The organism is Nonomuraea sp. NPDC050733 (assembly GCF_040654215.1).
GTDB lineage: Bacteria > Actinomycetota > Actinomycetes > Streptosporangiales > Streptosporangiaceae > Nonomuraea.
In genome coordinates this window covers 141,941-161,595 of the sequence record NZ_JBFAHO010000005.1, presented here as the reverse complement: position 1 = coordinate 161,595, position 19,655 = coordinate 141,941, and the positions used below count along the sequence as shown (strand labels likewise).

14 protein-coding genes are annotated in these 19,655 nt (G+C 73.6%); 5 read left to right on the top strand and 9 right to left on the bottom strand.

Annotated features, from left to right (window positions below):
* Window positions 1-54 precede the first annotated feature (54 nt).
* Window positions 55-1,323, bottom strand: coding sequence for an alpha/beta hydrolase (locus AB0H64_RS12455; protein WP_357623216.1), 1,269 nt, complete (start codon window positions 1,321-1,323; stop codon window positions 55-57).
* 109 nt (window positions 1,324-1,432) lie between these two features.
* Between AB0H64_RS12455 and AB0H64_RS12450 the strand changes: the two genes are divergently transcribed.
* Together AB0H64_RS12450 and AB0H64_RS12445 are read left to right on the top strand one after the other, a co-directional pair.
* Entirely contained in the window at window positions 1,433-2,890 is a 1,458-nt protein-coding gene (locus AB0H64_RS12450) for a histidine kinase (protein ID WP_357623214.1), read from the top strand.
* The gene (locus AB0H64_RS12445; RefSeq protein WP_357623212.1) at window positions 2,887-3,534 is read left to right on the top strand and encodes a response regulator transcription factor; all 648 of its coding nucleotides are present in this window, start codon (window positions 2,887-2,889) and stop codon (window positions 3,532-3,534) included. Before AB0H64_RS12450 ends, AB0H64_RS12445 begins: the two co-directional genes overlap by 4 nt.
* Before the next feature lie 21 nt (window positions 3,535-3,555).
* Here AB0H64_RS12445 and AB0H64_RS12440 read toward each other — a convergent pair whose 3' ends face one another.
* The 3 genes from AB0H64_RS12440 to AB0H64_RS12430 all read right to left on the bottom strand — a co-directional run bounded on the left by AB0H64_RS12440 (window position 3,556) and on the right by AB0H64_RS12430 (window position 8,204).
* The gene (locus AB0H64_RS12440) at window positions 3,556-5,784 is read right to left on the bottom strand and encodes a SulP family inorganic anion transporter (protein ID WP_357623210.1); all 2,229 of its coding nucleotides are present in this window, start codon (window positions 5,782-5,784) and stop codon (window positions 3,556-3,558) included.
* Between the two features lie 161 nt (window positions 5,785-5,945).
* Window positions 5,946-7,493, bottom strand: a complete 1,548-nt coding sequence (locus tag AB0H64_RS12435; protein WP_357623208.1) for a hypothetical protein — start codon at window positions 7,491-7,493, stop codon at window positions 5,946-5,948.
* 183 nt (window positions 7,494-7,676) lie between these two features.
* Window positions 7,677-8,204 (bottom strand): YbhB/YbcL family Raf kinase inhibitor-like protein, encoded by a 528-nt coding sequence (locus AB0H64_RS12430; protein ID WP_357623206.1) that lies wholly within the window; start codon window positions 8,202-8,204, stop codon window positions 7,677-7,679.
* Window positions 8,205-8,505: 301 nt separating this feature from the next.
* Between AB0H64_RS12430 and AB0H64_RS12425 the strand changes: the two genes are divergently transcribed.
* Both AB0H64_RS12425 and AB0H64_RS12420 read left to right on the top strand, forming a co-directional pair.
* On the top strand, window positions 8,506-9,027 hold the full coding sequence (locus AB0H64_RS12425) for a PH domain-containing protein (protein WP_357623204.1): 522 nt from the start codon (window positions 8,506-8,508) through the stop codon (window positions 9,025-9,027).
* The gene (locus AB0H64_RS12420; RefSeq protein ID WP_357623202.1) at window positions 9,024-10,652 is read left to right on the top strand and encodes a PH domain-containing protein; all 1,629 of its coding nucleotides are present in this window, start codon (window positions 9,024-9,026) and stop codon (window positions 10,650-10,652) included. The genes AB0H64_RS12425 and AB0H64_RS12420 overlap by 4 nt, the downstream gene beginning before the upstream one ends.
* Before the next feature lie 70 nt (window positions 10,653-10,722).
* On the opposite strand, the gene sepH is transcribed toward AB0H64_RS12420, so the two are convergent.
* Window positions 10,723-13,515, bottom strand: coding sequence for a septation protein SepH (gene sepH, locus AB0H64_RS12415; RefSeq protein WP_357623200.1), 2,793 nt, complete (start codon window positions 13,513-13,515; stop codon window positions 10,723-10,725).
* 161 nt (window positions 13,516-13,676) lie between these two features.
* The gene (locus tag AB0H64_RS12410) at window positions 13,677-14,894 is read right to left on the bottom strand and encodes a protease inhibitor I9 family protein (RefSeq protein ID WP_357623198.1); all 1,218 of its coding nucleotides are present in this window, start codon (window positions 14,892-14,894) and stop codon (window positions 13,677-13,679) included.
* A gap of 185 nt (window positions 14,895-15,079) precedes the next feature.
* Here AB0H64_RS12410 and AB0H64_RS12405 point away from each other — a divergent pair, with 185 nt between their 5' ends.
* Window positions 15,080-16,204: a hypothetical protein gene (locus AB0H64_RS12405; RefSeq protein ID WP_357623196.1), complete on the top strand. Its 1,125-nt coding sequence runs from the start codon at window positions 15,080-15,082 to the stop codon at window positions 16,202-16,204.
* Window positions 16,205-16,228: 24 nt separating this feature from the next.
* On the opposite strand, the gene AB0H64_RS12400 is transcribed toward AB0H64_RS12405, so the two are convergent.
* From AB0H64_RS12400 to AB0H64_RS12390, 3 genes are read right to left on the bottom strand one after another with little or no spacing between them, the layout of a single operon-like run.
* Window positions 16,229-17,509, bottom strand: coding sequence for a D-arabinono-1,4-lactone oxidase (locus tag AB0H64_RS12400; protein ID WP_357623194.1), 1,281 nt, complete (start codon window positions 17,507-17,509; stop codon window positions 16,229-16,231).
* A 42-nt stretch (window positions 17,510-17,551) separates the two neighbouring features.
* Window positions 17,552-18,319, bottom strand: a complete 768-nt coding sequence (locus AB0H64_RS12395; protein WP_357623192.1) for a polysaccharide deacetylase family protein — start codon at window positions 18,317-18,319, stop codon at window positions 17,552-17,554.
* Between the two features lie 54 nt (window positions 18,320-18,373).
* A complete protein-coding gene (locus tag AB0H64_RS12390; protein ID WP_357623190.1) occupies window positions 18,374-19,606 on the bottom strand; it encodes an MFS transporter in 1,233 nt (410 codons plus the stop codon).
* Between the last annotated feature and the right edge of the window lie 49 nt (window positions 19,607-19,655).

Genomic DNA, 19,655 nt, shown 5'->3' with positions numbered 1-19,655 from the left:
TCGTCGGGCGGACGGGTCGCGATGCGAGCGTCGCCGAGGGCGGCCGTCAGCCGGTCAGGAACCCCAGAACTTCACCTCCGGGTAGGCCGCCGACGGCCCGTCCAGGAGAGGACGGCGCTCGCCGCGCAGGTGCGCGTCGAGGAACGCCGTGACGTACGTGCGGGTGATCCGCAGCGAGCGCTCGCCGTCGATCGGGGACGCGGGCAGCCCGAGCTGCGGCTGGAGCACCGCGTAGTCCACGAAACTCGAGTGCTCGGCGCCCGTCACCGTCAGCCACCGCTTCCCGTCGCCGGTCACGTGCTCCCAGAACGTGTCCCACGAGCCCTTCTCGCCGCCGGTGCTCGGCTGCTGCCTCGGGTTGCCGATCATCATGAACGGCTTGCTGATCGGCTTGGCGGGGGTCCTGGGGTTGTAGGAGCCGTCGAGGTTGACCGCGGCCCGGATGCGCCCGCTCAGGGGCAGCAGCTGGGCGGCGCTCTGCCCGCCGACCGAGTGGCCCACCATCGCGATCCTGCGCTCGTCGATCAGCCGCTTCCAGCGGCCCGCCCTGGCCAGCCGGTCGAGCACGAACTCGGTGTCCGCCGCCCGGACCCGCGCCACCTTCTCGCCCAGCTCCGGCGTGTTGCCGCCCTTGCCGGCCTCGAACGTGACCGTCCTGCCGTCCGGGAACGTGGTCGCCACGGACTCGTAGGTGTGCTCGATGCCCGCGACCACGTAGCCCTTGCTCGCGAACTCCTCGGCCAGCGAGGTCATCGTCGCCCGGGGGAACTTCATGCCGGGGGACATCACGACGAGCGGTCTGCCGCCCTTGCGGCCCAGCGCGGGGGAGTCCACCCGGGCGTACGTCGTGGTCCTCGCGAGCGTGTCGGGCGGCAGGTCCTTGAGCTGGGGCACGTCGCGCAGGATCAGCTCGGACTCCTGGGGCGTGACGTACGGGGCGGGCTTCCCCGTGGCGGCGCGGGCCGGATACCAGACGGACACCATCAGCTCCCGGGCCTTCCGGTCGGGCACCCATGGGTCGGGGCGGCTGGAGTCGACCAGATGCAGGGTCGAGCGGCCCACCGGGTGGGGACCCGTCGGCCGCGGCAGGGCCGGCGTGACAGCCGGCAAGGCGGGTTGGGACGTCTCGGACGCACCCGAACCCGGCGAGGCGGCCGTGCCGGTGGCCGCCATGGTCCCGGCCGAACCGGCCGAACCGGCCGAACCGGCCGAACCGGGCGAGACGGGCAGGGCGGACGCGCCGGCCGGGGCAGGGCGCATGAGCGTCGTGGTGCCGACGCAGGTGAGCGCGAGCAGGAGGCCCGCGATTGCTGTCTTCCTCATGCCGCTCACCTTGCTGGACGACCGGGCTCGACCATCCCCCTCGAAAGAGCCGCGGCACCCTCGACTTTCGTAGGGGGCCGGTCGCCCGAACCCCCGATAACCTCGGGCCATGACGTACGGCGATGGAAGCGTCATCGAGCGCATCACGCCAGGGGCGCTGGGCGTGATCGAGCGCGTCACGCCGTGGGCGCTGGGCGCGGTGGTGTTCGGCCTGTCGATGGCCTCGGCCTCCGGCGCGGTGGGGGTCGCCGCGGGGTCGACCTGGCCGGTGCCCGCGGCGTTGGCCGCCGCCTCGGGAGCGGCCGCGGTGTTCGTGGCGCTGGAGGAGCGGTCACCGGGCCGGGTGAGCGGGCGCAGGTTGTGGCTGCTCGCCGTGGTGGGCGCCGTCGCCCAGGTGTGGCTGGTCATGTGGCCGGCCGCCGCCGCGGCGTCCTACTACGCGGGCACGCGGCTGCGCGGGCGTGGCCTGTGGCTCTACTGCGGGGGCGCGGTCGCCGTGCTCTTCACGGGCGGGGTCGTCTCCCGTCTCGGCGGCGGTCATCGCATGCTGGTCGCCGGCACCCCGGCCAACGTGGTGCTCATGGGCGGAGCGCTGCTGGGCCTGCCGCTGGTGGCGGGCCTGTGGACGCGCGCCCGGCGGCAGGTCGTCGACGCGATGCGCGACCAGGCCGACCAGCTCCGGCGCGAGCAGGTGCTGCGCGCCGACCAGGCCAGGGCACAGGAACGCGCGCGCATCTCCCGGGAGATGCACGACGTGGTCGCGCACCGGGTGTCGCTGATGGTGCTGCACGCGGGGGCGCTGGAGGTGGGCGCGCCGGACGAGCCCACGGCCGAGGCCGCGGCCCTCATCGGCCGCGTCGGCCGCGAGGCACTGAGCAACCTGCGCGAGGTCCTCGGGGTGCTGCGCTCCACGGATCCGCCCGTACGAGGCCCGGGGTCCGAGGACGCGGTGTGGGAGTCACGTTCCGGCTCAGGGGATCCCTCCCGGGACTCGGCCCGTTCCGCCAGCGGCTCCGCTGAGGAACCGCGTGCCGATCCAGCCGAGGGATTCCGCGCCGCGCTGGGTGACGCAGGTGGGGCCGAACGCCATCCTCAGCCCACGCTCGCCGACGTCGACCGGCTGCTCGACCAGTCGCGGGCGCTGGGCGTCGTGGTCAACCGCCACGACGAGGGAGTCGCCCGCCCCCTGGCCTCCACCGTCGAGCGCACCGCTTACCGCGTCATCCAGGAGGCCCTGACCAACGCGCACAAGCACGCGGGCGACACCCGGATCGACGTGTTCGTCCGGTATCTGCCCTCGGACCTGGAGGTGGTGGTCCGCAACACGGCACCATCCGCGCCTGGCGGCGGGCCGCCGGGCCATGGTGGTCCGCGGGGCGAGGGCGGGCCACACCCGGGTCGACGGGGCGGTGCGCTGCCGGGGTCCGGGTGGGGGCTGGTCGGACTCCAGGAGCGTGTCGAGCTGGCCGGAGGCAGGCTCCTGGCCGGTCCGCGCAACGGTGCGGAGGTCCAGGACGGGCTCGGGCGGGACGGGTTTCAGGTGCTGGCCCGGATACCGGCTCCGTGATCCGCGTTCTGATCGTCGATGACGAGGCACTCGTCAGGTCCGGGTTGCGGATGATCCTGGAGGCGGCGGGCGACATGGTGGTGGTCGGCGAGGCGCGCGACGGCGACGAGGCCGTGTCCGCCGCCGCCCGGCTCAAGCCGCACGTCGTGCTCATGGACGTCCGCATGCCCGGCACCGACGGCCTGACCGCCGGCGCGCGTCTGATGGACACGCCGGAAGCGCCCAAGTTGATCATGCTGACCACGTTCGATCTGGACGAGTACGTCCACGAGGCGCTGCGGGTCGGGGCGGTGGGGTTCCTGCTGAAGGACACGCCGCCGCGCGAGCTGGCCGCCGCCGTGCGCACGGTCGCGGCGGGGCACGCCATGCTGTCGCCCACGGTGACCAAACGGGTGATCAGCTCGTTCGCCGGCAGAGGGTCGTCCCGGGCCGAGATCGCGCGCGGCCGGCTGGCGTCGCTGACCGCCCGGGAAGAGGACGTGATCAGGGCCGTGGCCCGCGGGCTGTCCAACGCCGAGATCGGCCGCGAGCTCAAGCTGACCGAAGCGACGGTGAAGGCCCACGTCAGCCGCGTGCTCGCCAAGCTCGGGCTGGCCAACCGGGTCCAGGCGGCCATCCTGGTCCACGACGCCGATCTGGGCTGACGCGAGAACACGCACATGGGGTCAGATCTTGACCGACATCGTGGACGGCAGCGGCGGCAGCATGTGGACCCGCGCCGAGCCGATGTCGAAGTACAGGCCGACCAGCTCCAGCCGTCCCGCGCGCACCTGCTCGTCGACCTTGCGGTGGGTGCGGAGGTTCTCCAGCTGCTGCTGTACGTTGACGCGGCAGAGCTGGTCCAGCGCCCGCGCGTCGAGCGGCTCCTCGGCGTTCTCGATGAACCTCGCGAGGCTGTGGTGGCCGTGCCGCAGCCAGCGGCGCATGCCCGGCAGGCTGCCGGCCTTCACGCCGCCGCTCAGCAGCCCCGCCATCGCCCCGCAGCCCGAGTGCCCGCACACGGTGATGGTGTGCACGCCCAGCACCTGCGTGGCGTACTCGATGGCCGCCACCACCGAGTCGTCGTGCGGCTCGGCGCCCCGGCGAGGCACCAGGTTGCCGATGTTGCGGACCGTGAACAGGTCGCCGGGCCCGCTCGCCGTGATGAGGCTCGGCACGACCCGCGAGTCGGCGCACGTGATGAACAGGTGCGTCGGCTGCTGCTTGTGGGCCAGCTCGGTGAGGATGGGCCGCACGAGCGGCGCCGTACGCCGGTGGAACTCCCGCGCCCCCGCCGTCAGCCGGCACTCCGGCCGGTCGGCCGGCCCCAGCTTCGGCTCCGAGGACGGCTCCGGGTGCCGGGCGGGCCGGTGGTGCCGGTGCGCCCACGGCAGCCACCACCGGTCGGGCGCCGCCAGCGGCGTCTTGGCCGGGTAGATGCGGGCGCCGCTCGCGGCCAGCGCGTACCACTCGTCGTGCATCTCGTCGATCTCCACCGTGCCACCGGACCGCTCGTGGTTGAGCCGCCAGGAGTGGATGGCCTCGAAGGCGGCGTTGTCCATGAAGTCGATGTTCAGGTCGAGGTCCACGGCGGCGCGCGGCGGGATGGCACGCAGCTCGTGGGTGAGCCGCGGCACGCCCAGGAACGTCAGCGACCCGCAGATCGCCACGTGCCACCGCCCGCCGTCCACCGGTTCGTACGTCCTGACCGTCACGCACGTCAGCCGCCGCAGCGCCAGCACCGCGGCCAGCGCCAGGCCCGCCACCACGCCCTCGGCCAGGCCGAGCACGATCACGGCCAGCATGGTGACGACGTAGACCGGCACCTCGCCGTGGCCGTGGACCTTGCGGACGTGCCCGAGGTTGACCATCTGCACGCCGATGAACACCAGCAGCGCCGCCAGCGCCTCCATCGGGATCAGCCGGATCGTCCAGCCCAACCCCAGCGCGAACACCAGCACCCACACCCCGTGCAGGATCGACGACCAGCGGCCACGCGCCCCCGCATGGACGTTGGTGGTGCTGCGCACGATCACCCCGGCCACCGGCAGACCACCGAGCGCGCCGGTGACCATGTTGGCCACGCCCTGCCCGGTCAGCTCCTGATCCAGGTCGGCGCGCGGCCCCGCGTGCATCCCGTCGACGGCGACGGAGCACAGCAGCGACTCGACGCCCGCGAGCAGCGCGACCAGCAGCACGGCCGCCACCACCTCGTGCCAGTCGCCCTGCGGCAGCACGGGGAACTGCCACGCGCCGAGACTGCCCGACAGGTCGACCCGGGTGACGTCCCACTGGAACGCCCACGCGGTCACCGCGGCGACGAGCAGCGCCGCGAGCGGGGCCGGCACCACCCTGACCTGCTTCGGCAGCCGGGTCCACAGGGCGAGGACCGCGATCGTGAGCAGCCCCACCGCCACCGTGTGGCCGTGCATCGCGGCCACCTGCGCGGGCAGCTCCACGATGTTGGCCAGGGCCGAGCGTTGCGGGCTGCCGCCGAGCACGATGTGCAGCTGGGACAGGGCGATCACCACGCCGACCCCGGCCAGCATGCCGTGGATCACGGCGGGGGAGACGGCCAGTGCCGCCCGCGCCGCCCGCAGCAGGCCGAGCACGAGCTGGACCGCACCGGCCAGCAGGGTGATCATGCAGGTGGCCCGCCAGCCGTACGTCTGGACGAGGTCCGCCACCACCAGCGAGAGGCCGGCGGCGGGGCCGCTCACCTGGACGACGGAGCCGCCGAGCGCTCCGGCCACGATGCCGCCCACGACGGCGGCCACGAGACCTGCGGCGAGGGGGGCACCCGAGGCCATCGCGATCCCCAGGGACAGGGGCACCGCGACGAGGAAGACCACGAGCGAGGCAGGCACGTCGTACCTGAGAGTCCTCAGCGCGTTACTGTGAGTGTCGCCGGTCATGCGGCAAACCCTAGTGCCCCGCCGGGGCGGGGCTCGAAGGGTCGTCGTCGGGCTTTACGCAATCCAGGGCTGACACGGCGGCGCGCCTGGCTGCGGACGCCTGCGGCCGGGCCCTGATCGGGCACCGGAACCGGGACCGGACAGGCGGTCCCGGTGGCGGATCAGCGGTAGTAGTCCGGAAGGTCCGGCTCGGCCGGGGCAGTCTGGGCGGCCCGGCGGCGGCCGCGACCGCCGCCGTTCTGGCCCGGACGGCCCGCCTCGGGCGTGCCGTACATCTCGTTGTAGCTCGGCCAGCCGCCCGTGCCGCCGCTGGACGGCGACTCGGGCCAGCCCGGACCGCCCGCCTGACCGGCCGCCGAGGCGAAGTCGCCCGTCTCGTACGCGATGGACTGTGGCACCGGCGGCGCCGACAGCACGTCGTCGTGGGCGGAGACCGCGCGCGCCGGAGCGGTGGGGACACCCGTCGCCGGCGAGGGGCCGGTCAGCGGATCGGAGTCGTCGGCCACGGCCCAGCCGGGGCGGACCTCGTACGACGCCGGATAGGAGCCGGACGGCCGCTGCGGCTCGAACGCCGGCCATGACCCGGCCGGACCGGGGGTGGAGGCGGGAGCAGGGGCGGAGGCCGGCGCGTCGTCCAGGATGTCGTGGGAGGGCCAGGAGCCGGAGGAGGTGGGCGTCGCCGGGGTCGTCCAGGTGCCGTCGAGCGCGTCGGCACCGTTGTAGGCGGCCGGGAACGGGTCGCTGGTCGGCGCGCCGTGGATCGGCGCGACGGGAGTGGCGGGGAAGGAGCCGCTGCTCGCCGGGGTGAACGCGCCGCCGGCGGCGGCGAACGAGCCGGTGGCGGGGATCGGGCCCGTGGACACGTTGCTGGACAGGGAGCCCGTGGCGCCCACGGCCGGGAAGGAGCCGCTGGTGGCCGGCGCCCCGTTGGTGGACAGCGAGCCGCCGGAGGACAGCGTGTCGTGACGGCCCGCGGGCACCGGCTGGGCGCCGACGCCGAGGATGGTCATCACGTCGGCGGGCGGGGCCGAGAACGTCACCGTGCGCTGGTCGGCCAGGTCGGACGCCGAGGGGGCGGGGCGGGGCTGCACCGGCTCCACCAGATCGGCGAGGCCGGCCGTGGGGGCGGGGACGGGGGCCTCGCGCCGGGCGGGCCGCTGCGGCAGCGGCGCCTGGACGGTGGTGGCGTCGGCGTCGACGACGGCGGCCTCGCGGCGGGCGGGGCGCTTGCGCTCGCCGGTGCGCTCCCGGCCGGCGGGCCGCTCACGGCCGGCCGCTCTCTCGGGCTCGCGCTCGTCACGCTCGACGGGACGGGAGGCGCCCTTGCGCGCCGCCACGGTGCCCCCGGCACCGAAGCCGCCCTCGGTGGCGTCGCTGCGGATGTTGGCCCAGAACTCCTCGTCCTCGTCGTCGGAGGTCGGGTTGCCCCACTCGTCGACGCCGCGCTTGCCACGCTGACCGGTGCGGACCGGCTTGGCCTTCACCTCGTCGATGGGGCTGAAGTCGGGGCTGAAGTTGTTCATGCGGGGTTCGTGGGCGGCGAACTCGTCGGTGGACCGCGCGTGGGTCTGCTCCTCCTTCTCGGCCATCTGCTTCAGCCGCTCCGGAGGAAGCGAGCTCTCCCGCTTGCTCATCGAACGCATGCCCAGTGCCACGACAGCGAGCACGAGGAGCACGACAGCGACCAAGCTGACTACGACCGCGATCATTGCACCACCCTCAAAGCCATGGCCTCCCTGTGGCACCGGTGAGATCGCGCGGCCATCGACGCGACCTGCCCCCATTGATCACCAGCGCCTGACAATTGAGTCTGATTGTGTCGGACCACTGCGAGCGTTGTCACACCCTAAGCGAAGAATTGGTAACGATTACTACACCGAGTGTTTGGTATCTCACTCGATGTTCACCGTCGTCAGGCGACCCCTGGCGATGGTCTTGCCGGCGATCTCCTTGAGGATCTCGGGAAGCGTGGCGCCCTTCTTCGCCTCCACCTTCCCCTGCAGCGTGTAGACCGTGAAGCGGTAGCTCACGTTACGCGCGCAGGGGGGCTGGTACCCGACCTTGCCACTGGTCACCGGGGCCTGGCTGGAGCCGTCCGGAGGCGTCTCCGCGGCGCCGGGGCCGAGCTCGGTGGTGGTGGCGGGGATGTTGTAGAGCACCCACTGCACGGCCGACTCCGACTGCGTGTGGGAGTCGACCACGATCGCGATCGACTTCGCATGGGGGAGCGGCTCGCTGGACCAGCGCAGCGGCGGGCTGCCCTCGGTGCCCTCGCACGAGTACTCACGCGGAAGGGGCTCGCCCTCACGCAGCTCGGGACTGGAGACGTTGATCTGTGCGATCTCCTTGGCCTCGGACCGGCCCACCAGGAAGGAACTGCCGCATCCCGACAAGGCGAGCGCGGCCGTCACCGCTGTCACAGAGACAACGAAGGGCCCCATGCGTCCAGTCGTGTTACACAGCCCCATGTCGCATGATGCTACGCGGCCATGGGGCGTGCGCCGACCGTTTCGCGAAGGTCGGTCAACGGTAAAGAGCGTCAAAGGGGCGGGAAACACGACATCAAGGCGGTGAACTCGCAGGCGAGCACCACCTTCGCCTTTCTCGGCACCTTTCTCGGCGCCTCCCTGAAGAAGCGGGCCGGCGCCGACGGCCTCCGTCGTCCACAGGGGACGGTCGCCGGTAGATCGCCGGGACGCCGCGCGGCTTAAGCTGGTTTGCGTGACCGCAACTGGCCCGCTACGCGATCCGGCGCACCGCGTCTCGCCCAAGGCCGTCAGGCTCTGGCTGATGGAGGCGCTGATCGCCTTCGTGCTGCTGATCGGAGGCTCGCTCCTGGCCGGAGGGTGGGTCGGCGGCAGCGGGTGGTCGTGGGTGCCCGCCTGGTTCGCGGACCACCCGTGGCTGCTGCCGGTGGTCGTGGGCGTCCTGACGACGCCGTTCCTGCTGGCGGAGCCGTTCGTGCGCTACGCCGTGCACCGCTGGGAGCTGTCGGGTGACGTCGTGTACGCGCGGACGGGGTTCCTGACCAGGGAATGGGTGTTCGTGCCGGTGAGCCGCATCCAGACGGTCGACAAGGCCCAGGGCTGGCTGGAACGCGTCCTCGGGCTGGCCACCCTGGAGATCCGCACCGCCTCCCACGCGGGCTCGTCCACCATCAAGGGGCTCGACTACCAGGTGGCGGCCGGGCTGGCCGAGCGGCTGGCGCACCGCGCCGAGGAGCTCAGGGACGACGCGACATGACCGCCCCCGCCCAGCCGCCCCAGGACCCGCCTTCCGCGGAAGGCGCCCCGGGGCCTCCGGGGCCGGTGCCGAGCGGGCCGCGCGTTCCGCTGCGGCTCAGCCCCAAGGTGCTGCTCATCGACCCCGTGCGCATGGTGCCGTCCCTGCTGCTGCCGCTGGTCGGCCTCCTGTTCGTGGGCGGCTTCTCCGGCCGCTCGTACGTCTGGGCGGCCGTCGGCCTCGCCGGCACCGTCGCGTTCGCCGTGGTCAGGTGGGCCACGCTCACGTACGAGGTGCTGGGCGACCGGCTGGAGATCAGGCGTTCGCTCGTCAGCCGCTCCGTCCGCACCATCCCGCTCGAACGCATCCGCGGCGTCGACGTGTCCACCCCGCCCCTGCACCGGCTCCTCGGCCTGACCGTGCTCAAGGTCGACACCGGCGCCAGCGGCGGCGACGAGGAGGGCAGGCTCGACGGCCTCACGCTCGCGGAGGCCGAGCGCCTCAAGGCGGTCCTCCTGCGCCAGGTCCGCGCCGCAGAGGTTCCCGCCGGCCCGCAGGCCGCGCTCGCCGAGCGGCCGCGCATCGCGCCGGGCTCCGGCGCCGGCCGCACGATCATCGGGGTGCCGCGCGTGTGGCTGCTGTACGGCCCGCTGTCCGGCGCGTACCTGCTCACCCCGTTCGCGCTGGCCGGGGGCGCCGTCGGGCTGGCGTTCCAGTGGGGCGACGACCTCGGCTTCGGCCGCGACGCCGCCTGGACGGCCGGCGAATGGCTCTGGCACCACCCCTACCTGCTGCTCGGGGTCGCGGTGCTGCTCGTGCTGGCGATGCCGTTCGCGGGCGGCGTCATGTACGCGGTGTTCAACTGGGACTTCCGGCTCATGGACCGCGACGGCTACCTCGTGGCGGAGCGGGGGCTGATCAACCGACGCAGCGTGACGCTGGAGTCCAGGCGGGTGCGCGGGTACGAGATCGTCGAGGGGTTCGCGGAGCGCTGGGCCGGGGTCGCGCGCGTCTGGGCGATCGTGACCGGGCTCGGCGACTCCTCGACCCGCGGCCAGCTCCTGCCGGACGTCCCGCGGGCCGTCGCCGTCCAGGTCACGGCCGACGCCATCGGCCCCTACCGGGCGGAGCTGCGGCCCCACCCGCCGATCGCGCGCAACCGGCGCCTGTTCCGCGCGGTCTTCCCGTGGGCGGCGCTCGCCGTCCTGGCGGTGCTGGGGGAGGCGGCGACGGGGTCACCGCTGTGGTTGCTCGTCGCCGTGCCCGCGCTGCTGCTGGCCGGCCTCGGGGTGCCGCTGGGGATCGACCGCTACCACTCGCTCGGCCACGGTTACGACGGGACACGGCTGGCGGTGCGCTCGGGCTCGATCCGGCGGGCGCAGGCGGTGGTCGAACGGCGCGCGGTGGTGGGCTGGCGCATCAGGCAGACGTGGTTCCAGCGGCGGGCCGGCGTGTTCACGCTGATCGCCGGGGTCGGGGCCGGGAAGGGCGGCTACGAGGCGGTGGACGTCTCCCGGGCCCAGGTCACCGGGCTGCCGGCCGAGGTGACACCGGACTGGCTGGCGCCCTTCCTGCCCGGGGCCGCCGCGCCGGGTCCGGCCGCATCCGGCGGCGCCGTTGACGCGCACGGTGACGGGTCCAGGTGACGGGTAGGAGTGCCGGGGACGGTCCTGGGGACGCCGTGCCGTAGGCGTCCCCAGGATGCCGCCTTCTCCGTCAGTCCTGGCGGCGGGCGCCGAACATGATCTCGTCCCAGGTGGGCACCGAGGCGCGACGGCCCCGCGAACCCTTGCGTGCCTGCCGGGCCGCCGGCGCGGGCGGCGGCGACGGCACAGGCACGGGAGGGCCGTCCTTGGCCGGTCCTCGCTTGCCCTTGTCGTTGCGGGCGTCGGGCTTGGGCTCGTCGCCCTTGGCCGGCGCGTCCTCGGTCCGCCCGTCCTTGGCCTGTGTGTCGTCGGCCCGCTCGTCCTCGGCGGTCTCGCGCTTGGCGTTCTCGTCCTCGGCTGTCTCGGCCTTGGCCGCGGCCTCCCGGGCCAGGGCGCTGCCCGCTGATCTGCCGGCCGGGACGCTCGCCGCCGCGACCGGGGCCGGCTTCGGCTTGGGAACGGGCGGCTTGGACTCCTCGGGGACCGCCGTGGTCCGCGGCGGCGTTCCGGCGGTGGTGTCCGCGTCGGGTTCGGCGGCCTTCGCGGGCTCGGTCTTCGCGGGCTCGCTGGTCTTCGCGGGCTCGGAGACCGGGGACAGGGCAGGGGTCGCGGTGGCGGCCGCTGCCTGGTCACCGGTCTCGCCGGCGGCATCGCTGACGACCGCCGTGTCGGCCGGAGGCGTCTCGGCGACGGGCTCCGCCACGGCCTCCGCGACGGGCTCCACTACGGCCTCCGGGACGGACGAGCCGGTGGTGTCGACGACCGTGTCGCCGGGGCTCGGGGCGCCGGGTGCGCTCGTCGTCTCCGGGGCGGACTCGCTCGCCGCCTGGCGGGTGGACTCCGCGACCGATGCGCCCGTTGGCGCGGCGGGCGGGCTCGTGGGCTCCGTGCCGGTAGCACTGGCGGCCTCGGTGGCGGGCGCGTCGGGAGCCTGCGTGGCAGGCGTTCCGGCGGGCTCGGTGGTGGGTGCGCTGGTGGGTTCCGCGGCCGGGGCGCCGGTGGCGGGTGCGGCGGAGTCGTCCGTCGCCGAAGCACCGGTGGGCTCGGTGACGGGGTGCGTGGCGGCGTCCGGGGCGGTCTCGGGCTGGGCCGTGACCGACGGCTCGTTCCGCGCGGTCGCGGTTTGCGCCGCCTCGGAGATCGTGGGCTGCGCGGCCTCGGAGCTCGTGGTGTGCGGCTCTTCGGAGGTCGTCGCCTGCGCAGGCGCGGGGACGTCGCCGTCCGTCGGCTGCTCGTCGGTGACCGGTGCCGGCGTGGCCGGGGTGACGGACGTGGGCTCCTCCTGGGCGGAGGGCTGGGTCGTCACGGTTCGAGCGTCCTCCGGAGAGGCCGGAGCGGACTGGTCCTGCGGAGCCGTCGCGGCGGCCGGGGGAGCGGGCTCCGGCGAGACCTGAGGCGCGGGCGCCTGCCCGACGGCGTCCTGGCGGACGGCCGGTGTCGCCGGGGCGGTGGTGTCCTGCGAGGCCGTCGGCGTCGCCTGCTCAAGAGATGCCGTGGGCGTCGTCTGGTCAGGAGCGGCCGCGGCCGTCGTCTGTTCGGCGGTGTCCTGAGCGGCGGCGGTGGTGGGTGCCGGCTCCGTCTCGGTGGGCTCCGACGGGCGGGCCTCGGGCGTCAAGCCCGCATCCGACGGGTACGCGGTGGCCGGCGGGAACGCGGTGGCCGGCGGGAACACCGGGGTCGGCTGGTTCGCCGGAGCGGCCGGGGCCGGGGTCTGGTCCGGGGCCGGCTCCTCGGGACGCGGCTGGGACGGGTGCGTGGTGTCGCGCGTGGACGGGGCGTAGTACGCCTCCGCGTCGTGACCCGTGGCGCGGTCGCCCGTACGTCCCTGCCCGAAGTCCGGCAGCCAGGCCGGAGAAGCGCCACGGCGCGAGGCGTCACCGGGGCGTGCCTGCGTGGCCGCGCGGTCGGCGGCGGCACCGCCGCCCGCGCCCGCTGATCCAGGCTCCGCCGCCGGGCCACTCGCCGGGTCGCGATCCGCCGAGCCTCCGCCCGACGCCGCCGGAGAAGACGCTCCTGGAGAAGACGTCCCTGCAGACGAAGCACCTGAAGAAGACGTGGACGTGGAGGGACGGTCGTAGCCGAAGTCGGTGGGCGGACGCGTGTAGATGGATTCGGTGCCGCGCACCGGAGACTGGAAGCCCACGGCGGGCTCCTCGGACTCCGGGTCGCGCCGCACCACCGACGGGAACGGCACCGGGTCCGCGGCGAGCGGCGGCACCGGCTGCAGCTTGGCGACCCGCGGCGTGAACGGCGTGACCGTCGTGTCCTCCACCGGAGGGCTCGGGTCGAAGTCGGCCGACGACAGGCGCAGCGCCTCGTCGTCGTGGGGCGTCACGTGGCGGCGGCGCGGGTCGAAGAGCCATTCGGCGTGACGCGTGTGACCGTTCCACACGTAACCGAGCTTGACCCGCCAGAGCCCGTCGTCGCGCTTGGCGGAGTCCCAGTCGATCTCGTCGGTGGGCACGCCGCGGCGCGTGAGCCGCTCCGCGACCAGCTCGCCGAGGGTGGGACCGGACGAGGACTCACCGGGCATCCGCACGGCGACGCGTTGCGCCTGCTGGGCCACGTACTCGCGTTCCTGGAGCACAGGCCCCTCGAACCAGCGGACGCGTTCGACCGGGATGCCGGCGGTCGCGGCGATCTCCTCCGCGGTCTCTCCGGCGCGAATGCGCGCCTGGATCTCCTTGGGGCGCAACGGGCTCTCCACTTCGATCTCGTACTGGCCGAGACGGGAGAAGTTGCCGCGGACGGCAGCACGGAGCCGGTCGTCCACGGGAAGTGTGAAGCGGGTGCCTCGCCCGGCAGTCGCCAGCACGAGATAGGTGCCGTCCTCACTTACCGCGACGAGTCGGAGCTCCTGCATGCGAGTCCCTTCGTCAGCGTCGCCATTCTTCCCCCGGACCCTTGAGTCTCTCGCGTGTGCCGGTTGCCTGCCAGCACCGTACCCGGCATGTCCGAACATCGCCTTCCTGGGATAGCCCCGGGGCGATGTGACGCCGGTCACATTTGTCGTTTCCATCCTTTTCAGACCCCACCGGTCCGGAGAGCCCTTGACGGATTCTGGCGAATCGCGACCGTTCCCGCCGTCCACTTCGGCCAAGACGTGGGAGTGAACGGCCAGGTGGCTGGGTGGAGCCCCAAGTCGTGGAGGTCCCTTTCTCGGGGTTCCGGATCGCGTGGGCGCAGGTTCCGGATGGCCGCTCCGGCCTCTCGCGGGCCTGCCGTCACGGGCACGCCGGAGCGCGCGAGCCGCCGCACGGCCGTGTCGAGTGCGGGCGAGCCGGTGGTACGCGCCTTCGCGGAAGCCCTCCGTGCCGGTGCGCCGTCGTTCGGGACGGCAGGTGGTGCGACAGTGACGCCGAGGAGCGCGACGGCGGGCCTGCGGGCGTGCCGGCGAACCCAGTCGAGTCCGGCGACCGTGTCCGAGAGACTCCCGGTCGCGCCGCAGCCCAGGACCCGTACCGAGGCGATGCCGGCCCGTGGCGCCACCCCGTGCTCCCGGCCCGCGGCCAGACGGGCCGCGCGTGTGCCGTGTCCTGTGCAGTCGTCCCCGGTCCCGCCCGTGGCGTCGAACGCGTGCCAGGCCCGGTCCCCGAACTCCTCCCGTCCGGCGTCGAGCCCGCTGTCCACCACGTACACGGTCACCCCGCCACCCACGGCGACGTCCCCCGCGGAGACGACACCGCTCGGGACGGCCCGCCGGTCGCGAAGCGGGCGGGTCGGCAGGTCCGGCTCGACGGCCCGCACGCGCGGGTCGGCCCGCAGCTCGTCCACCTCGGCGGCGCTGAGCCACGTCGCGAACCCCGGCAGCGCCGCGGTGTAGTACCGCCGCACCCTCCACCGCACCTCGCCGACGAGGTCGCGCGCGGCGGCCCGGTCGCGGGCGGTGACGAGGTAGGGCCGGGCGCTCTCGGCCACGACCGTCCGGGCGGCGACCCCGGAGGCGGGCGTCATGGTCAGGGAGGCCACGGTGGCCGCGGCCGTCGCCACCGCGGCGGCGACGTACAACGAGGGAACCCGCGGGGCGGACTTCACGCGCAGGGCCGACATCGCGCGCAGCGCCGACGGCACCCGCAGGGCGGACGCCGGCAGGGAGCCGTGGAGCGCGGGGACGCCTTCGCCGCGGGATCGGGATCGGACGGAGGCGTGCGCGGAGGAGACACGCGTGGAGGAGACACGCGTGGAGGAGGCGCGCGTGGAGGAGGCGCGTGTGAGGGAGGCGCTTGTGAAGGGGGCGCGCACGGAAGGAACGCGCGCGAACCGAACGTACGCGGAGGGGACGCGCACGAAGCGCAGGCCGGATCGTCGGAGCACGAGCTATGAGGCTGCCTGTCACCCACGTCACAGGAACAACAGGACACGCCCTCGCGTCTATTCACGAGAAAGCTCTTTACCTTGCGCATGACGAGAGGGGACTGATCCGGGGGATGGGCGGCGAGCAGCAGAAGTTCGAGCTGAGCGTGCCGCAGATCGGGGGAAGCGCCCTCGCGGCGGTGACGGCCGCGGTGGCGGCGTCCTACCTCGGGGTGGCGGGAACGGTGATAGGCGCCGCGGTGATGAGCGTGGCCAGCACGGTCGGCACCGCCGTCTACACGCACTACCTCAAGCGGACGGGCGACAAGGTCATCCGGCGTACGGTGGTCGCCCGGCGGTGGCAGGTGCGGGAGCACGGCGCGGGGGAGGCCGAGGACCAGGGGGCCCTCGCCGCCGCGGCCCACGCCACGGTCGGCGCCGCCGCCGCGCCGGACCCCACGAGCACACGCGCCGCTGTCCCGGCCGCCGCACCGCCGATGACGAAGCCGCGGGTGACCAATCCACCGGCGACGGAGTCACCAGTGATCAACCCGCCGGTGACCAGCCCGCCGGTGACGGAGCCGCCGGTGACGGGGAGGGAGCACGTGGGCGAGGAGGACGCGACGGTCGTGATGCCGCCGGTCACCGCCCCTCTCCCCGCCCAGGCCGGTGACCGCACCGCGCCCCTGGCGGCCGTGACCGCGCCCCTGGCCGCCGTGACCGCGCCCTTGGTGGCCGTGACCGCGCTCGCGCCCGCCGTGCCACCGCTCGCCGACCCCGGCGGCTCCCGGGGCAGGATGCCGGCCTGGGGAAAGGTGGCCGTCACCGCGGGGCTGGTGTTCGGGGTGAGCATGGGCAGCATCCTGGCCTACCAGGGCATCACCCGTACGACCGTCCACGAGCAGCTCACCGGCCAGGTGCCCGCCTCCGCGCCGAAGCACCAGACGGTACGCCGGGAGCAGCCGTCCCACGACCCCGCGCCGCGGGTCAGCACGCCGTACTCCAGCGAGCCCGAGAGCGCCGGCCCGTCGCGGCCCGCCACGCCGAGCCCCACCCTGAGCCCCACGCCGACGCCCTCCCGGAGTCGGGGCACGAGCACGCCGACGGCCACGCCCACGCCTGCCCCCACGGCCACGCGCACGCACACCGGGTCGGCCCGGCCGACCGAGCCCGCCACCAGCGCGCCGCCGGAGGAGACCGGCGAGCCGGACGTGGTGGAGGAGGAGCCGCAGCCCGACAGCGACGTCCTGCCCCAGTGAGGGCCCCAGTGAGGGGGGAGGACGTCAGACGCCGAGGACCTGGTCGAGGTACGCGTTGGCGAACAGGCGGTCCGGGTCGAGCCGGTCCCTCAGCGCCAGGAAGTCCGCGAAGCGCGGGTAGACGCCCTTGAGGTACGTCGCGTCCCGCGTGTGCAACTTGCCCCAGTGCGGTCGCCCGCCCAGCCGCACCATGATCTCCTCCACCCCCTCGAAGTACGCGGGATGGGGCGTCGGCCGGTACATGTGGCACGCCACGTACCCCGTCGCCCGCCCGTACGCCGTCGAGAGCCACGCGTCACCGGGCGGCGACACCCGTACCTCCACCGGGAAGGTGATCTTCCAGTCCATGCGCTCGACCAGGTCACGCGTCTCGCGCAGGGCCTGGGCGAGGTGCTCGCGGGGCACCGCGTACTCCATCTCCAGGAAACGCACGTCGCGCCGGGAGGTGAAGACCCGGTAGGAGGCGTCGACCGCCTCGGAGTCGCCGAGCGCCGCCGCGCTGACCGTGTTGATGCGCGGGATGAGCGCGGGGAAGCGGGCACCGGTGGCGCAGGCCGCGCCGAAGAGGGTGTTCTCCAGGAACACGTTGTCCAGCCAGTGCTTGAACGCGCCGGGCGGGCTGGGCGGGCCGGGGTCGCGGTTGTTGGTCTTGACCAGGCAGGCGTCGGTGTGGGGCAGCCAGAAGAAGTCGAGGTGCTCGTGGTCGGCGGTGAGCCGGTCGAGCGTGTCGAGGATGCCGGTGAGGGTGGCGCGCCGGCGCCGGTTGCGCAGCAGGAACGCGGGCTCCACCCGGAACGTCACGGCGGTCAGCACCCCGAGCGCCCCGAGCCCGACCCGGGCCGCGTCGAACAGGTCGTCGCCGGGGACCGCCGTGGTCAGGGAGCCGTCGGCGAGCACCAGCTCCAGCTCGGTGACCTGGTCGGCGAGGCCGCCGCTGTCGCGGCCGGTGCCGTGGGTGCCGGTCTGGATGGCGCCGGCGACGGTCTGCTCGGTGATGTCGCCCATGTTGGCCAGGGCCAGGCCGCGCTCGTGCAGCAGCTCGTTGAGGAGCTTGAGCGGCGTGCCGGCGAGCACGGTGACGCGGTCGCCGTCGAGGGAGCGGAGGCCGGTCAGCGCCGTGGGGCGGAGCAGGAGGCCGTCGGTGAGGGCCACCCCGGTGAAGGAGTGGCCCGTGCCGACCATGCGGACCCGCCGCCCGGAGGCGGCGGCGTCGCGCACCGCGCGCGCGACCTCGTCGGCCGAGGCGGGCGCGCGTACCTCGGAGGGGATGATCGACTGGTTGCCGGCCCAGTTCGTGAAGATCATGGACGCCCCTTCGAGGCTCGTTCCGTCAAACGCGAACGATACTCAGTTCTGCCAGCCCTCAGGAAGCGGGAAGGCGTCGCCCGGCTGGAGGTTCTGCCTCTTCACGACGTCGGACACCGTGACGAGGTGGAAGCCCTTGGCCTGCAGGGTCTTGATGAGGGCCGGCATCCCGTCGACGGTCTGCTTGACCCAGTCGTGCATGAGGATGATGCTGTCCTGCTGGGCCACGGCGAGCGTCTGCTTGTGGATGGCGTCCACGTTCTTGGTGTCCCAGTCGCGGGAGCCGGCCGTCCACAGGATGATCGGCATGTCGAACTCCGCCGCGACCTCGGACACCTGGAGGTCGGCCAGCCCGTACGGCGGGCGCAGCAGCTTGGGCTCGACGCCCGCGGCCTTCTTCACCTCGTCCTGCGTCTTCTTGATCTCGTTCCGGATGGCCGCCGGTTCGAGCTTGGTGAAGTCGGGGTGCGTGTAGCTGTGGTTGCCGAGCTCGTGGCCCTCCTTGGCCATGCGCTTGACGTACGCCGGACGGGCCTTGACGTACTGGCCCTCCAGGAAGAACGTCGCCTTGGCGTCGTACTTCTTCAGCGTGTCGAGCAGCGTGCCCGCGTACTTGCCGGGACCGTCGTCGAAGGTCAGCGCGATGCACTTGACCTGCTCGCAGTCCACGGGGGCCTTCTTGGCGGCCGTCTTCGCGGCGGGGGCCGTCGGCTTGGCGGTGGGGGTCGGGGTTGCGGCCAGCGCGGGGGCCGGGATCAGGGCGACCGTTACAGCCGCGATGGCCAGAAGTGAACTCTTTTGTCGGGACATAACAAACGCATCCAATGTGAAGGGTGTTGCGAGGGATGTCCCGACGGTATCGGATCAACTCTCGACCGGTGAAGCCGCTTCCGGAAGTCTCAGCAAACCCGAACCTCCCGCGCCCACGACCGCGGCGAGAGCCGCCGCGGCGAGCGGGAGGACGTACGCGCCCGACGCGCCGACCGTCTCGGTGAGCCGCCCGCCGGCCCACGCGCCGAGCGCCACCCCGAATCCGATGGACGTGGAGATCCACGCCATGCCCTCCGTGAGCAGGGACGGAGGGACCAGCCTCTCGGTCAGCGAGAAGCCCGTGATGAGCGTCGGCGAGATCGCCAGCCCGGCCAGGAACAGCGCGCCCGCCATGACGAACGCGTCGCCGATGAACATGATCGGCGTCAGCCCCGCCACGAACACCACGAGCGCCCGCAGGAACCGTCCCCGCAGCGAGATCCGCCAGTGCCGCGACCCGAACCACAGCCCCGACACCATCGACCCGCCCGCGAACGCGGCCAGCAGGAACCCGGCCGCCCCCTTCACGCCGTGCTCCTCGGCGAACGCCACCGTGATCAGGTCCACCGAGCCGAACACCGTGCCCAGCCCCAGGTAGACGCAGGCCAGCAGGGCGATGCCGGGGATGAGGATGGGCGTGCCGCCGCTGCCCCGGGAGGGCTGGACGGGCGGCTGCGTGCGCCGCTGCGCGGCCAGCGCCAGCGACCCGCCGAGCATGCACACCAGCGCCACGGTCAGCCCCGCGTACGGGTTGATCTCGGTGGCGAGGACGGTCACCAGGGCCGGGCCCGTGACGAAGATCACTTCGTCGACCACGGACTCGAACGCGAACGCGGTGTGCAGCCGGGAGGAGCCGCCGTGCAGCGTCGACCAGCGGGCCCGCACCATCGAGCCGAGCGACAGCGTGGTGACGCCGACCAGCAGCGCCGAGGCGTACAGCGTCCACTGGGGCAGGCCGAGGCCCGCGCTGAGCATGAGGGCGGCCAGCGCGAGCGCGTTGAGCGAGGCGAACGGGGCGATGATCCGGTGCTGGCCGAACCGGTCCACGAGCCGCCCGGTCAGCGGGGCGGCGATCGCGAAGGAGATGTTCGTGGTGGCGGCCACGGCGCCGGCCGTGGCGTACGAGCCGCTGAGCGCCGAGATCAGCAGCACGATGCCGATGCCCAGCATGGACATCGGCATCCGGCCGACGAACCCGGCCAGCACGAATCCCTTGACGCCGGGCCCCTCGAACAACCCCCGGTACGGCCCGACCACCTGATGTCCCCCTGTCGCTGCGACGTTCACCTTGTCATGGCTGATGCCCGTTCGGCACCGGATTTTTCGCCGATTCGGC

Bases quoted from the DNA above. Each gene is read 5' to 3' on its own strand.
- AB0H64_RS12405 (WP_357623196.1), top strand. From the start codon at position 15,080: ATGGGCGGCGAGCAGCAGAAGTTCGAGCTGAGCGTGCCGCAGATCGGG.
- AB0H64_RS12395 (WP_357623192.1), bottom strand. From the start codon at position 18,319: ATGTCCCGACAAAAGAGTTCACTTCTGGCCATCGCGGCTGTAACGGTC.
- AB0H64_RS12435 (WP_357623208.1), bottom strand. From the start codon at position 7,493: ATGATCGCGGTCGTAGTCAGCTTGGTCGCTGTCGTGCTCCTCGTGCTC.
- AB0H64_RS12420 (WP_357623202.1), top strand. From the start codon at position 9,024: ATGACCGCCCCCGCCCAGCCGCCCCAGGACCCGCCTTCCGCGGAAGGC.
- sepH (WP_357623200.1), bottom strand. From the start codon at position 13,515: ATGCAGGAGCTCCGACTCGTCGCGGTAAGTGAGGACGGCACCTATCTC.
- AB0H64_RS12400 (WP_357623194.1), bottom strand. From the start codon at position 17,509: ATGATCTTCACGAACTGGGCCGGCAACCAGTCGATCATCCCCTCCGAG.
- AB0H64_RS12450 (WP_357623214.1), top strand. From the start codon at position 1,433: ATGACGTACGGCGATGGAAGCGTCATCGAGCGCATCACGCCAGGGGCG.
- AB0H64_RS12455 (WP_357623216.1), bottom strand. From the start codon at position 1,323: ATGAGGAAGACAGCAATCGCGGGCCTCCTGCTCGCGCTCACCTGCGTC.
- AB0H64_RS12440 (WP_357623210.1), bottom strand. From the start codon at position 5,784: ATGACCGGCGACACTCACAGTAACGCGCTGAGGACTCTCAGGTACGAC.